The organism is Paenibacillus cucumis (ex Kampfer et al. 2016) (assembly GCF_019748695.1).
GTDB classification, from domain to species: domain Bacteria; phylum Bacillota; class Bacilli; order Paenibacillales; family Paenibacillaceae; genus Paenibacillus; species Paenibacillus polysaccharolyticus.
In genome coordinates this window covers 1-14,289 of the sequence record NZ_JACLIC010000038.1, presented here as the reverse complement: position 1 = coordinate 14,289, position 14,289 = coordinate 1, and the positions used below count along the sequence as shown (strand labels likewise).

Sequence of the window (14,289 nt, the reverse complement as noted above, 5' to 3'; positions counted from 1 at the left end):
CGACGTTTTTCTTTTCCACTCACCTTGTATCCCATCCTATAGCTCGCTTCACCTTCATAGCTTACTACTTGTTTTCTGGTCCGGCCTGCTCAGCTAATTGTTCTATGTATCCTTCAAGCCACTCTCCAAGTCCGGCCATATGAATCTTATCCACCTTGGTCAGGTTGCCCACCCGGATGAGTCCACCAATGATACGCCCTTCCCGTTCCTCCTGCTCCTGAAATCGAAACAACGGGTTCAAAAGCACTTCACCATGACGTAAACCCATCACTTCACTGATTTCCGTCACACGACGTGAACGGTCTCGAAGCCGGGAAAGATGTACAAAAATATCGATGGCCGAGCTAATCTGCTGTCTTACAACAGTAATGGGAAGTTCCGCTCCACTAAGGACCATCGTTTCAAGTCTACTGATCATGTCCGAGATCGTATTTGCGTGACCAGTAGACAACGATCCATCATGTCCAGTGTTCATCGCCTGTAGCATATCCAGTGCTTCCGCTCCCCGTACTTCCCCAATCACAATCCGGTTTGGACGCATCCGTAGAGAGGACTTGATCAAATCCCTGATGGATATCAGACCTTTTCCTTCTGTATTGGCATTTCTGGTCTCCAGAGAGACGAGATTGGGCACAGTCACGATCTGTAACTCCGCTGAATCCTCAATCGTAATAACCCGCTCATCAGCAGGGATGAACTGGGATAACGCGTTCAGAAAAGTCGTTTTCCCGGAACCTGTACCTCCCCCGATAAAAATGTTGTATTTGCTCCGCACTAACTGCTGTAATAACTCGGCTGCTTCCTCATGCAAGGCCCCCTTCTCAATCAGATCAGACATCTTCATCGGCTCACTGGGAAACTTCCGGATCGTCATCGTTGGCCCCTTTAGCGCAATAGGCGGAAGCACAATGTTGACCCGTGAACCGTCCTTCAGGCGGGCATCCACAATGGGGGAAGATTCATTGACGATGCGGTTCACACCAGACACGATTATTTGAATAATATCCTCCAACCGCTCTCTGGACTCGAATTGCATTGGAATCTGTCTGACCTCCCCTTCTTGTTCCACAAATATCTCCCGATGACTGTTGATCATAATCTCCGTAATGTCCGGGTGATCCACCAGAGGTTGTAGAATATCCAATCCGCGAAAAGAATCGTACAATCGTTGCACCAACTCATGGCGCTCACCTGAAGTCAAATCTTCCAGGCCCGAATCACCGAGAACTTTTCTCTCAATCCCATGCCACAACTCCTCATCCCCGGCAGAAGAAGTCATATCGAGCGAAGCTCGGACCTCTCTGCGAAGCATTTGAAATTGTTCTTCACGGTCTGTGATGTTCCATAAATGATCTGTCATAACTCTCCAGGCTCCTCCTGTATATAAATGCATCTTGTCTTGCGGCTAGCCACCTCCTTCAGCCTGAATCAGCAATTCACACAATCTCTTTACTTCACGCTGGAAGATCGGTGAACTCAGCATGACCTCTTCCTGATTCATCTGTTTCCAAGAAGGAATATAAGGCAACACTGCATCCACATACAGATCAGGTCTTGGCAATGGATTGATCACTTGCTCCCGATATTTGTTGATGACAAAATACGTACGCTCCAGCATACTTCCTAACAGTTCTGTTCGGTTACGCTCGTTATGCTGAAGCCATTGTCCCCATCGATGCATCGCGGCGATATCATCTTCTACTAACCAGACGAAGGTATCTGCCGTTTTCAGGATGCCATCACTACGTTCATCCCAGCCTGAGTCTCCGTCCAGAATCAACACTTCATATTGCCCGGAATCGGTCAGATACCGGATGAGATCCACTGTATCCGCTTTAGACATCTGTAACATTTCCTTACGGTTGGCTAACGGCCAGAACACATCCGCCTTTAATGCCTCATGCCCAACAACATACTCAACTATTGTTTTCATTTGTCCTGTTACCGAGATATCCGAATAAGTAGCAGACGCTATATCTGTATGTGCATCCGTACTTTTCCTTCCCCCCGCACTTCTATCTTGTGTAGGACCTTGATTCAGGCTACGCCGCTGCGTCTGTAACTGACCACCCGCTACCTCCCTTTTACGGGCTTTCAGATCATATAGTAGTCGTGATAAACCTGTCTCTGCTTCCACATGATGCTGACTGCCCTGCCGTAACCCTCTCTCCAGGAAAGGAAATGAGCTGTCCAGAGTCTCCAGATTGAGATACAACACAGAATACCCAGCGAGTCCAAGTTGCTTCGCCATATGCAGAGCTACGGCTGTTTTGCCACTCCCACCCGATGCCGATAATACACCGATGGTTAATGTTTCTTGACCCGAATGTCGACTCCGCTTACTACGTGGTTGCCTGCAAGCCCTCCTGACGGCTTCAAGCAACGCAGGCAACGGCTGATACTTCATGAGTCGCTTCGCCTCGTGCCCTTCGTCAGCTCCTTCGCTAAGCATAAGCCATGGGATACCTGAGACATCCCCACCATTCATCAACCAAGGGTTTAAAAACTCAGGTTCAGCGATGATCAGATCAGGTAGCTCTTGTTCATCCAGTTCATCCATATGATTCCTGAATGCTTCCCACTGTGAAAAAGCGATGAATCGCATCGTGGAGCTTGACGAACTACGCTGTACATAGTCAAGCCAAGCTTGGATATAATCTTTATCCCTCGATACCAGCATTGCCTTAAGGACAATCAATTACGTTTCCCTCCCATCAAAAAAAAGCACAAAAAACACCGCCCATTTCCCGCATGAAATTGCAGGATATGGACGGTGCTTCCGTCACGTGCTATGAATGTATGCACACTATAACATACAATTTCTGGACGAGCAAGGGATTTATTCTAACCATCTCACTTAAGAACCATAAGGCGCTCCAAATTCAATGATATTTCGATCCGGATCAAGGATAAAAATCTGAGCGAATCCAGCCACACTATCTGGTCTAGCTTCATATTCAATACCTTGCTCTTCCAGCCAAGCTAGCGTCTCCGAATAACTGACCACCCAAAGTGCAAAATGTCCGTCGGTTGTATCAATCCCCGCTTCCCGCAGCGTATGACCTTCCGGATGTTGCAACAGATGAAGTTGCTGACTGCCGATCGCATACCACGCACCCGTGGAACGAAACGGAGGACGCTCAATCTCCTGCATTCCGAGCAAACCCGAATAGAATTTTTTTGCGGTTTCCAAATTACGAACAGCCAGACTTACGTGATGAATATGTGCATATTTGATCATCTCGGTATCCCCTTCCCATTAAAACAATGATGAATTAACCTTACGCAACCACATGTTTACAATCACGGCTGATCCTTTTACAAATGACCAAATTTAAAAAATAAATCATACAAGTCCATATTATAACACTCTAAAGAACTTCCAAAATCAAAAAAACACCCCTGATCCTTATCCGGTCTACCCACAGGTATTCCGAAGTAAGAATCAAAGGTGTTTCAGGCTTTACTTATTTTGCGCTGTCCAAAGCCTCTTGCGGGATTTTGATTTCTGCAACTTTGTCATGGTTGGAGAACGAAGTGTCCATTTTCATGTCCATCGTCATTTTCTGATTGTTTTGCTCCATCTCCATCACCATCTCTACATCGATCTTCTCCATAAGAGACGTCTCTTTGTTAATCAAATATTTCATCTTCATGCTCTTAATGTTCATTTGATCAAGCATAGCCTGCATTTGAGCATCTGAACCGTTTTGTTCCATAACGGATTTAGCCAATTCCTTGACATTGTCACCCGATACATCTGCGTTCAGGACATAGTTGTCGCCCTCTTCAGTGATCTTAACGTCTTCTTTTACTTTTTTGAATTGGTCCAGCTCTTTTTCCGGGTTCATGCTAGCTTTCAATTGTTCGATGAGCGCCTTCGTTTGCTCTTCTGGGATCGCTACCCACTGGTCCCCCACTTGGGAGTAAATTTTGTCTGAAGTAATATACTGTTTTACGTTTTGCTTTTGTCCAGACATATCCAGTTCCATCTCTTGATAGATCATCATTGGATCTTTAATGATATCCATTTTCAAAGACGTTTTTACTTGCTGATCTTGAGATTGCTCACCAGCATCCACTTTAATTTTTTGATCAATGTTAGCTTCTGTAGTGAAGCTTTTCAGCGCTTTCGTTGCTTCACCTGTTTTGGCAAGCAATTCATCCAGTGTTGGAACAGCCGCATTCTGCTCCGCTGTATTGTTGCTTTCAGTCGTTGTTTCATTACCTGCTGGCGGCGTTGCAGATTTATCTGTGTCGTTTCCGCATGCTGCCAAGCTTACTGCCAATAATGCCCCAATAATCATTGTCGTCCACTTCTTCAAGTTGTTATCCTCCCAATAATGTAAAAAATAATGTAACCCACAGTAATTACCCAGTAATTGCCGATATTAATCACCTTACATGAAACTTCTTTCTTATGGAAGCTTATCCTTGAAAACTGATACTTTTATACTTATAAAAATCGATCTTTAGTCTCGGGTGTAGGCAACATACATGCATCGTCCTTCCCAAACCAGCGGTACCGATTGCGCGCAACCCAGTTGTATACTGCATTACGAATGAATTTGGGCACAATAACAAACACATAGAGTAGCGGATAAGGAAACTTGAGACCTTTGGCCAACCTTAACGCTGCTGTGGAGCGTGTATAGTATTTTCCATTTTCAATCAATACAAACGTATCCATGCTGTCAGTTCTCAGACCACCCTTCTCCAGCAATCCTTTCGCCACATCCGACTGCAGTGAAGCAAAGTGATATTTCCCTTCCGGGTCACGCTTGATAATCCATTTCGTTATTCCTTGGCAAAAGTTGCATACGCCGTCTACAAGAACAATTGGGTGCCCCTGATGCTTATCCTCTTGGTCTACTGTCATATGATCGTGGCCTCCTATATGGTGCTGTTAGATTACTTACCCATTTTGAGCCAACTTTCCTCGCCTAACCTAAATTTGATCCACCAATCTCTCTGGCAAAATAGAAAAAAAGCGCAGGCTCAGTGCCTACGCTCATAACTGTCCGACAATTACTCAGCCAGTGCTTTTTCCATCCACTCGTCGTTAATCATTTGTTGATGCAGGTCACCTGACCATTGATCCATACATTTGCAGATGAAGTCTTTACGACATACAGGACAAGGTGTTTTCTGCAGACGGCTGATCGCAGTCATTTTCCAATCCGGAGATTTGGAGTAGAATACACGGCACTGTGTACCATCCACCAGTTTCATCGTAAATTCGTACAATCCGTCTTTTTCGTTTTTGCTGGCTACTTGCAGTTGTGCAATGCTTGGTCTATAAGACATGGATATCACCCGTGAATTCAAATTTGGTTCATGCTAATGACACTGACACTTTCAGTACTAAATCATATTAAAGAAATTTCAGGTCGATGTCAACTCACGCATGTCTATCCGCCGAACAGTATATCCAGAATTGTGCCAACTTGCCCTTGTTTCTTGCCTTTCAACACGTCCGGGTTAAACACTTCCACATATCCACAGGCCGTACAGCCTACAAACAAATAATGGTTATGCTGGATATCAAACACCTTACTGAGCCCCGCTCCTGACATAGAGACTTCTTTAATGTTGCATTCCGTCCCCCGGCATTTGGTGCATACAAATTTCCTCTCAATCATCTCTTCAATACTCATCGCCGTTCCCCCTTAATGGAATATGTGGCATGAAGTGACTGTACGTTTATGTAAAAGAGTACGACTTAATACCGAGAAATCCTCCTCCGCTTTCAGATTAGGTGAATTCTCAGGTGATATATGTTGGAAAACAAAACCCTGCTGAGCTACCAGCAGGGCTTGTGTGCTTGAAGATCAGATATCACTGGATACCTTGCTCTTTGTTTTACTTGTGCCTTTCAAAGAGAAAGAGCGAGAAATTCTTCTATCTATTAGACAACGTTGAGTACAACGTCAATGTTGCCGCGTGTTGCTTTTGAATACGGACAGAAGTCATGCGCCTTGCGGGCAAGATCTTCAGCCTGGCTGTGATCCACTCCCGGCATACTTACATCCAGACGAACCGCTAGCTTGAATCCGTCATCTGTTGGATCTTTGCCGATCGATACGTTGCTGGTTACAACGACATTCTCCAATTTCACACCTGCTTTGCGTGCCACGTTAGCCAGAGCGCTCTCGTAACATGCACCGTATCCAGCTGCAAAAAGTTGCTCGGGATTTGTACCTTCTCCACCTGCACCGCCAAGTTCTTTCGGCATTTTCAGATCATGTTGCAGCACACCGTCCGAAGAAGCCACCGAACCTGTTCGTCCACCTTTTACTGTCGCTGTTGCTGTATATAAAGCTTCCATCAGAATCTCTCCTTCGTTAATAAAGTTTTGACTGCCTACAATTCATTTTAAACTTCTGGCTCGATTTGAAACGTCTGATTGTGTACTTTATCAGCTTTTACATTTGGCTACATTTCATGCGTACATGATAAAAGTCGTATCTTTTTACGAAATGGGTACGATATAAAGAGGCTCTTCGAAAAATTCTCCTTTTTTTGTCCGACTACACAAAAGTTGCACTAGACAAAAATTATTGAGGGTGTACAATGTAAACATGAACATAAAATTTTAGATATATGAGCACTCGTATTTATCCCGTTTATTTGCCACAGCATTTGTGCTAGAGCACATCCTAAAAATGAATTTATTCCGGCTACAGGCCGGCCACATCTTATTGTAAAGTCAGGTGATCCATGTATGAGTCAAAAAAATCCGTTCAATTCTCCATCCAGCGAATATGCGTCTGCTTCCGCAGCTACGATGGCCCCCTCGCTAGGTGAGGCACACAGTTCCATGAAAGTACCCAAAAATGCGGCATGGTGGAAAAAGTTCCTCGCCTTTGTCGGTCCAGGGTATCTTGTCGCTGTTGGTTATATGGACCCCGGCAACTGGGCTACGGATATCGCAGGCGGCTCGCAATTCGGTTATACGTTATTGTCCGTCATCCTTTTTTCCAACATGATGGCCGTGGTGCTTCAATCCCTCGCAGGCAAGCTAGGTATTGTCACTGGGCGTGATCTTGCTCAGGCCTGTCGTGAACGCTTCAGCGCTCCCGTTGTCATGATGTTATGGATTCTATGTGAACTGGCTATCGCGGCTACGGATCTCGCTGAAGTCATCGGCTCAGCAATCGCTCTTAAACTTTTGTTTAACATTCCCATGTTGTACGGTGTGATTATTACCGCAGTGGATGTATTACTCATTCTCGTACTACAAAATAAAGGATTCCGTGCACTGGAAACACTCGTCATCGTGCTGATGGCAACCATTGCTCTTTGTTTCGGCATCGACCTATTCTTGGCGAAACCGGATATGGGCGGTGTTCTTCACGGATTCGTTCCTAGCACCGAAATTTTGCAAAACCCGGCCATGCTCTACATCGCCATTGGCATCATCGGGGCTACCGTTATGCCGCACAATCTGTATCTGCATTCATCCATTGTGCAGACTCGCCAGATTGAGCAGACGACTCAGGGCAAAAGAGAAGCTATCCGCTACACCACATTGGATTCAACCATTGCTTTGACGTTAGCTCTGTTCATTAACGCAGCCATCCTGATCGTATCTGCAGCTGTATTCCACAGCGCTGGCATGACACAGGTAGCAGAGATATCCGATGCATATCATCTGCTAACCCCACTGCTTGGTACAACGATCGCCAGTGTCTTGTTCGGCGTAGCTTTACTCGCATCCGGTCAGAACTCAACCCTTACAGGCACGCTTGCAGGACAGATCGTCATGGAAGGCTTCCTGAATATCCGTATCCCGGCGTGGTTGCGTAGACTGGTTACCCGACTGATTGCGATCATCCCTGCTGTTATCGTCACTGCTATTGCCGGTGAGCGCGGCACTGAAGAGTTGCTGATCTTGAGTCAGGTCATCCTGTCCCTGCAGCTGCCATTCGCCGTCATCCCGCTTGTGATGTTCACAAGTGACAAAAAAAGCATGGGGCCTTTTGCAAACAAACTGTGGCTCAAAATTGTCTCTTGGGCTATTGCCGCTATCATCGTTGTGCTGAATGTGTATTTAATCATCCAGACCATCATGCTGTTCTAGTTTATATATGAAAAGGCCGATTCGCTGTTGGTATTGATCCCAACGCAAATCGGCCTTCTTTGTATCATTATTGTGATACGCTCTAATACCCTCATACCTTTAATCTACCCCACACGATCTAACCTGAGACTCATATAGATTTGCCTGCATCCTCATCGGGTATGAGTAGCGGCAGCAGTTCATCTAGGGACTCCACCGTCCAATCTGCACGCTCGTCATCCGAAAGCTCTGGCTGGAACCTTCCGTATCCTTGCAAAATGCGAATGGTGCGTAAGCCTAAACTACGTGCTGGCATAATATCATTATCAATTCGATCTCCAATCATAACCGCTTCTTCCGGCGCGCATCCAGCTTGCTTCAGAGCAACCGCATACAACTCCGGATCAGGCTTGGACACCCCTTCTTCTGCCGAACAGGCCAGGACATGGACATATTTACGAAGTCCGTAGCTTTCCAGCCTCGCTTCAGTCCCAGGACTCTGATTCGCAATGATGCCAATGCGATAGTGATGCGAAAGCTGTTCAAGCACCTTGGTTGCAGAAGGAAACGGTTGCTCCAATTCTTTATGGAATTTCAGCTTGTCCTGAATCTGAATGCGGTGATCTTCATCATGAATATATGTACGTATGGCCACTTTCATGGGCCACTGTTCATAATTACGGTAACAGGTAGCAAACAGTTCTCTTACCGCCTCAATCTTTACTGGATAGCCGTAATCATTCGCTTCCCGAACGAATTGCCCAATAATATCATCTACAGGCTCCCATTCGTCCACCAGCGTATCCCCCACATCAAAAAACAACCACTTCAATCCGGCAATATCCGGCACGCTGATTCCTCCTCGTTAGCTGCAGGTTATCCCTCGCTTCTATACTACCGTACTGTTTCCATAAAAAAAGAAGACCCACGACAAGCATGAGTCTCCTCAAATTCCGTTAGTCTATACCTGCAATTATAACAGGCGTCTTACCTTGGATCAATGTCAATCACAAGCTGCTCACTTCAGCCTCCGGTTTATTGCAGCTATTAAGAAGGAACCCGACTTCTCCATTCAGTGAATACACAATTTTATCGGCGCCCATTCCACGATAAATCCCTTTAGGATGGCTCTGCTCCGTGATCACACACAAGGACTTCGATGTCCAAGAGCGACAAATTTGAAGATAGCGGCATGTCAAGTTCAGACTGTTCTCAAAAATAAATACATTGCCTACACTGCCTTGCGGCAAAAACCATTTCTCAGCAGCTGCTGTATTCATACGGATGACGTGTTCCACGCCAAGACGGCGAAGTTTGCGCTCCTCATCAGCACTGTTCGTCAGAACGGCAAATGGCATTTTTTTATACATCAGCAATTTCACAAATTTACGTCCAGCTTCATTCGGAGCGGTTACCAAAATCATCTCTTTATCCATTCTTCGTTCCTCCCTTGGCGTGAAAAGACAACAAAAAAAGAAGCGTGGGGACCAAGGCCTCCGAAACGCTTCTTAAATAATCCATGACGAAAGCGCCATGAACCAGCGTGCGGTTTGTTGCCTCTCCCTTTAACGCTTACGAGGTTAGCTGACGGATTCGGGCGCGAGAGTCGCCCTATTTCCGGATTTCACCGAAAAATTCACCCCATGAATGTCCGCTGCTGTCATACAGCCCATTCTGTTGGTTCCCCCGTTTTCCATACACAATGAATGGAAACTCAGCGATTAAAACATCGTTCGTAAATCTTGAGTATAAGACCGATCGATATTATCGTTTGTTTCGTTTTTCAGGTACAATTTAATTAAAATTCAAATTACGCTATGAATCATACACCCGTACCATGATCATGTAAAGTGCATACAGATCACCGAATCGCCAGATTTCCGGCAATAACCTTTGATAATAACGCTTACAATGAGGTCATACGCTATCCTTCTCTTCCAAGCTACCTAATTCTCAACCGCACAAAAATTGATTCATGTATTTCTCATCCATTTTGGAGTCCAGCAAGCGAATGGTTATAACAACGCTAAATCCAAATAAGTTTTGCATTATTTAATTGTTTAAAATATAATAAGTATATTAAGAATAACAGGATGGAGGCGTACCCCATGTCAGTCTATGATTACAAAGTAAACACCCTTCGCGGACAAGAGATTGAGATGTCCCAATATCGCGGCAAAGTGTTGTTAATTGTGAATACCGCAAGCCAGTGCGGTCTCACCCCTCAATTCAAGGGCTTGCAAGAGCTTCAGGATAAATTCCAGGATGCTCCGTTTGAAGTGCTTGGATTCCCAAGCAACCAATTCGCGCAGGAAAAAGGATCTTCCGACGATATTGCTGAATTCTGTCAGATGAATTATGGCGTAAGCTTCCCTATGTTTGAAAAAATTGACGTCAATGGTTCAAGCGCTCATCCGCTCTTCCAACACATTACGAAAGAAGCACCAGGCTTGCTCGGTTCCAAAGCCATCAAATGGAACTTCACCAAATTCCTTGTCGATCAGGACGGTAAAGTTGTGAAACGATATGCTCCGCAGACTACACCGGACAAAATCGAAGAGGATATTCAGAAGCTAATTAACAAATAAATATAGACTTTTGAACAAACATATAAACGAAAAAAGCCACCTATAAAGCAAAGAGCCAGAAACTGCTCAAGCTTTTGGGCGGCTTTTTTGCGTCCTCTCTTTTAACACATGTCCTCATCCTAAATAATTCGTCCTTGTTGCTATATGAAAACAAAAAAAGAAGCTCTCCATCACGGAAAGCTTCTCTCGTAAATCTTCATATGATGCGGTCGAGAGGACTCGAACCTCCACGGGCATACGCCCACTACCCCCTCAAGATAGCGTGTCTGCCATTCCACCACGACCGCATGTCGTAAATTATCGGCAACAAAATTGATTATACCGGATTCTTAAACAAAAGTAAAGTCTTTATTAATCACTTTATGAATTACTTTATGAATGACATTTTACTACAACCGGCTTTACTCTAAATTGATAACAGTTCTTCACCCCTTCCTATTCCACACCTCTTGCAAAATTCAGTCATATTTCCTCGAAAATTACATATCATTAATCTGATTCGGCAAAATGGCCAAAGTGATTTTAGACATGGATATATGACACAGATAGAATTTTTAATGTTATATTATATAACACTAATTATGAATTGTATTTAATTAAGTTTTTTATTTTCTCATAAATCATTGACAAAACACGGATATTTATGTGAATATATATATCATATAATTCGGATTTACACATTAAACTTAAGAAAAGATCATCATATGTAATTAAACATAACACAATAAAGCGCAGGAGGCGAATGATCGTGAACCGTGGGAATAAGCTACTCGATTATGCGAAACTGCTTGATCCCTCTGTCCAGGTGGGAGGATTCACCCATTTCTTCGGCATGGACACCCACATCAAGGAAGGCACTATTCGGACAGCTGAGGAACTTGAATCATTTATGCGTTGCCAGTTACACCCCAGTCTCGTTCGTCTAGAAGGTATGGCTATCAAGGGGATTTACACCGCAACAGATCATAAGGATACTTGGCGAATTGCCCTGATCGACAAACTTGTGCATGTACAGCGAACCCCTCCTGAACTTAGAGAGCAAGCAACAATCATAGGCAAACGTTTAATCAAACTGTCTCGCGCCTTGCATCCTTGGATCGACCTTAGCCCGCTTGAACAAATCTTCGTAAAATACAATTCAGTTGGTTGCCTCCCCACCGTTCACGCCTGGATCAACCACCACCTCGATATCCCCGTCGAAGAGGCGGTTCTCGGCTACTTACATTCAGCCATGAATGCATGCGTATCCGAAGCTTGCAAAGTTATCCCCCTAAATGAAAATGCCACTCGGGAACTGCTGGCTCGCCTGACCGCAGACCTTGAGAATGAATGGACTACCGTGAGCGCCTCCTCACCGGATGCACCCATGCATCCTACGTCCATGTCTATGAAGTCGTTATTTCCCAGCTTCCACATGCTTGGAGCAGGCCTGCACGCTTACAGAGCATAATTCCGCACTCCTCCTCGAAACCTCTTTTTCAGAGCACACCAAAAACACGCCGCAACTCCCCTTGCTGGCGTGTTTTTTTATTTTGTTCAATCAACAAAATGCGAACTTACGTCATTTTAATTCAAAAAATACACTTATTTCCGTATTTTTTAATTGTTAGATGACGAATTTACGTATATAATGTAACTAACAGCACGTATTCCTATCTATTTTACACGAAGAATGGCCTGCTGAATACTATAAAATCCACTCAGGGGTGAACCCTATTGAACAAGAAGAAACCAGTCACTCCGTTCGGATGGGCTATCAAACGACGGCTAACCGAACTTCAGGTCGATCAAAAAACCTTTTGCGAACAACATGATATTCCGCCCTACCGTCTATCCAACCTTATTCATGGCACACGCAAAGCAACCCGATTCAGACATCAGGTCGCTGACATTTTGAACATACCAGAGGAACTGAGATAAGAACACTTTCATCATCATAAGGAGGACTTCTCTCATGGGAACCATTACATCCGACCTGGAAAGCCTATCGTTCCAGGCGACCAATCATCAGTTGATCATTATTGATCATCAATGGATGATACGAAGCTGTAACCGGGCCTGGCAGCACGGACTTCATAAACTTTTCATACGTGCAGCCAGCCGCCACAATCATTACCTTCACCTGATGGAAGCATGGGCAGCACAACAGAAAAACCACTATCCAACCAAGTTCGCGAGGTACCTGAGGCATAACGTTGTTCCTTTTAACCAAACTCATACATACGATATCTCTGTTATTACACCACACAACGAAGAGAAATGGTTTCGCGTAGAACTTACTCCCTTACAGAACGGACCTACGACGGATACCAACCTCGCTTTGGTGGCTCACACAGATATTACAGAACAGAAGAAGACAGAACTTCAGCTGCGACAAGCCTTGACTGAAGCTCGTACCCTCCATGGACTACTGCCTATTTGTGCCGTTTGCAAACATATCAAGAATGAATCAGACGAATGGAACAGCGTTGAGCGCTATCTGGAAAAACATACTTCCGCCGAGTTTACACACGACATCTGTCCAGATTGTATCCGCCAGTTGTACCCCAAATACTCCAGTATTCTTGATCAGCATCACTAAACCGATATTTCTACAGAAAAAAAACCTCCCTACTGTCCCGGAAATCATTCCCTTGGGCACAGTGGAGGTTTTTTATCAACCAGAGGCACTTACGTCCCTTCCTGCTCTGACTTATTTTCGCCTTCCGCTTCAGGTTGGTAGCTATAGTTTCCAGAATCTTTACTCTCTTTGAATTTGCGATAACGAGTGAACTCGATATATTCACTAATAAAAGACTGTTCCACAGTCGATAATTCACTCTCTTGGCAATTCAATTGCCGCAACACGTTAAAAAAATAATCTTCCCGCTTTTCCCGCACAATGGCTTCCTTCGATAAACGCCCAATCATCAACCAGTCCAGACTCACATCAAAAAATGAAGCAATTTCAATGAGTTTATTTGTACTCGGGATTGATTTACCACGTTTCCAGTCACCCAAATTGCCTGTGCTTATCTTCAGCTGTTCACAGAAGGCCTTCTTTGTCATCCCTCTTTCGGCAATCAGGTGCTCAATTCGCTCATAGATTGACTGCATGCAAGAACCGCCTTCCAACCGTAATATCAACTTAAATGCCATATGATTGAATTATAGCACAATATTTCTGAATGCTCAGCCTTAATCCATAACAATTTAAGACAAATACACATCCCGACACTAGCACACACAACAATCTTTTTTTTCAAAATCTTCAATCCCTAATTATCTTTCATTAAGTTGATGGCTTAACTTCAACTCGCTTGACCTTGAGTGCAAAAATTTGAAAAAGATTGCATTTTCTAATATCGTACTATTTTATTTATTCCTACAATCAACTCAATTCATCATATCATCAAGAAAAAGACCCACCATGAGTAATAATGAGAGCCTTCCAAGATTTATATTTGTATCTAAGCACGTTGCATCAGTGGATGAGGAAGTATCGGGAACTAAAAAAAGAACCTTTCACTGAACATATGGTGTCAAGGAATTCGAAGCATAGCTAAAAGAGATAAGCCGGTTGCTTCAACATAATCAATCTTAATTTTTGACATGACTCTTATTTAACATTGACGGATTGTCAAGCCAAGTGCGACAGTT

General features: G+C 44.3%; 16 protein-coding genes, 1 tRNA gene and 1 riboswitch. Of the genes, 5 read left to right on the top strand and 12 right to left on the bottom strand.

The window, feature by feature from the left end; all coding sequences use genetic code 11:
- Positions 1-64: 64 nt before the first annotated feature.
- From H7T88_RS21430 to H7T88_RS21395, 8 genes are all read right to left on the bottom strand, one after another.
- On the bottom strand, positions 65-1,360 hold the full coding sequence (locus tag H7T88_RS21430) for a TadA family conjugal transfer-associated ATPase (RefSeq protein WP_221790209.1): 1,296 nt from the start codon (positions 1,358-1,360) through the stop codon (positions 65-67).
- A gap of 45 nt (positions 1,361-1,405) precedes the next feature.
- Positions 1,406-2,680, bottom strand: coding sequence for a P-loop NTPase family protein (locus H7T88_RS21425; RefSeq protein ID WP_221790208.1), 1,275 nt, complete (start codon positions 2,678-2,680; stop codon positions 1,406-1,408).
- A gap of 177 nt (positions 2,681-2,857) precedes the next feature.
- Positions 2,858-3,241, bottom strand: a complete 384-nt coding sequence (locus H7T88_RS21420) for a VOC family protein (RefSeq protein WP_154958501.1) — start codon at positions 3,239-3,241, stop codon at positions 2,858-2,860.
- Positions 3,242-3,467: 226 nt separating this feature from the next.
- Positions 3,468-4,325: a DUF6612 family protein gene (locus H7T88_RS21415; protein ID WP_154890885.1), complete on the bottom strand. Its 858-nt coding sequence runs from the start codon at positions 4,323-4,325 to the stop codon at positions 3,468-3,470.
- A 131-nt stretch (positions 4,326-4,456) separates the two neighbouring features.
- On the bottom strand, positions 4,457-4,879 hold the full coding sequence (locus H7T88_RS21410) for a thiol-disulfide oxidoreductase DCC family protein (protein WP_090918101.1): 423 nt from the start codon (positions 4,877-4,879) through the stop codon (positions 4,457-4,459).
- A 149-nt stretch (positions 4,880-5,028) separates the two neighbouring features.
- Entirely contained in the window at positions 5,029-5,307 is a 279-nt protein-coding gene (locus tag H7T88_RS21405; protein ID WP_090918103.1) for a hypothetical protein, read from the bottom strand.
- A 104-nt stretch (positions 5,308-5,411) separates the two neighbouring features.
- Positions 5,412-5,657, bottom strand: coding sequence for a zinc ribbon domain-containing protein (locus H7T88_RS21400; protein ID WP_090918105.1), 246 nt, complete (start codon positions 5,655-5,657; stop codon positions 5,412-5,414).
- Positions 5,658-5,908: 251 nt separating this feature from the next.
- Positions 5,909-6,328 carry an organic hydroperoxide resistance protein gene (locus H7T88_RS21395; RefSeq protein WP_090918107.1) on the bottom strand — a complete coding sequence of 140 codons (420 nt, stop codon included), beginning with the start codon at positions 6,326-6,328 and terminating at the stop codon, positions 5,909-5,911.
- Between the two features lie 396 nt (positions 6,329-6,724).
- Here H7T88_RS21395 and H7T88_RS21390 point away from each other — a divergent pair, with 396 nt between their 5' ends.
- On the top strand, positions 6,725-8,083 hold the full coding sequence (locus H7T88_RS21390) for an Nramp family divalent metal transporter (RefSeq protein ID WP_154890883.1): 1,359 nt from the start codon (positions 6,725-6,727) through the stop codon (positions 8,081-8,083).
- A gap of 130 nt (positions 8,084-8,213) precedes the next feature.
- Here the strand turns inward: H7T88_RS21390 and H7T88_RS21385 are convergent, their stop codons facing one another.
- Together H7T88_RS21385 and H7T88_RS21380 are read right to left on the bottom strand one after the other, a co-directional pair.
- The gene (locus tag H7T88_RS21385; protein ID WP_221790207.1) at positions 8,214-8,912 is read right to left on the bottom strand and encodes an HAD family hydrolase; all 699 of its coding nucleotides are present in this window, start codon (positions 8,910-8,912) and stop codon (positions 8,214-8,216) included.
- Positions 8,913-9,069: 157 nt separating this feature from the next.
- Complete coding sequence (locus H7T88_RS21380) at positions 9,070-9,498, bottom strand: hypothetical protein (protein WP_090918114.1); 429 nt, start codon at positions 9,496-9,498, stop codon at positions 9,070-9,072.
- Between the two features lie 118 nt (positions 9,499-9,616).
- A riboswitch (cyclic di-AMP (ydaO/yuaA leader) is annotated at positions 9,617-9,792 on the bottom strand.
- 378 nt (positions 9,793-10,170) lie between these two features.
- On the opposite strand from H7T88_RS21380, the gene H7T88_RS21375 reads away from it, so the two are divergent.
- Positions 10,171-10,650, top strand: coding sequence for a glutathione peroxidase (locus H7T88_RS21375; protein WP_123063300.1), 480 nt, complete (start codon positions 10,171-10,173; stop codon positions 10,648-10,650).
- A 204-nt stretch (positions 10,651-10,854) separates the two neighbouring features.
- Here H7T88_RS21375 and H7T88_RS21370 read toward each other — a convergent pair.
- A tRNA-Leu gene (locus H7T88_RS21370) sits at positions 10,855-10,937 on the bottom strand.
- 461 nt (positions 10,938-11,398) lie between these two features.
- Here H7T88_RS21370 and H7T88_RS21365 point away from each other — a divergent pair.
- The 3 genes from H7T88_RS21365 to H7T88_RS21355 all read left to right on the top strand — a co-directional run bounded on the left by H7T88_RS21365 (position 11,399) and on the right by H7T88_RS21355 (position 13,231).
- Entirely contained in the window at positions 11,399-12,100 is a 702-nt protein-coding gene (locus H7T88_RS21365; RefSeq protein ID WP_167375681.1) for an urease accessory protein UreF, read from the top strand.
- A 266-nt stretch (positions 12,101-12,366) separates the two neighbouring features.
- The gene (locus tag H7T88_RS21360) at positions 12,367-12,570 is read left to right on the top strand and encodes a Rha family transcriptional regulator (protein ID WP_090918120.1); all 204 of its coding nucleotides are present in this window, start codon (positions 12,367-12,369) and stop codon (positions 12,568-12,570) included.
- A 34-nt stretch (positions 12,571-12,604) separates the two neighbouring features.
- Entirely contained in the window at positions 12,605-13,231 is a 627-nt protein-coding gene (locus tag H7T88_RS21355; RefSeq protein ID WP_221790206.1) for a nitrogen regulation protein NR(II), read from the top strand.
- A gap of 89 nt (positions 13,232-13,320) precedes the next feature.
- On the opposite strand, the gene H7T88_RS21350 is transcribed toward H7T88_RS21355, so the two are convergent.
- Positions 13,321-13,746, bottom strand: a complete 426-nt coding sequence (locus H7T88_RS21350; protein ID WP_221790227.1) for a helix-turn-helix domain-containing protein — start codon at positions 13,744-13,746, stop codon at positions 13,321-13,323.
- Positions 13,747-14,289: the final 543 nt, after the last annotated feature.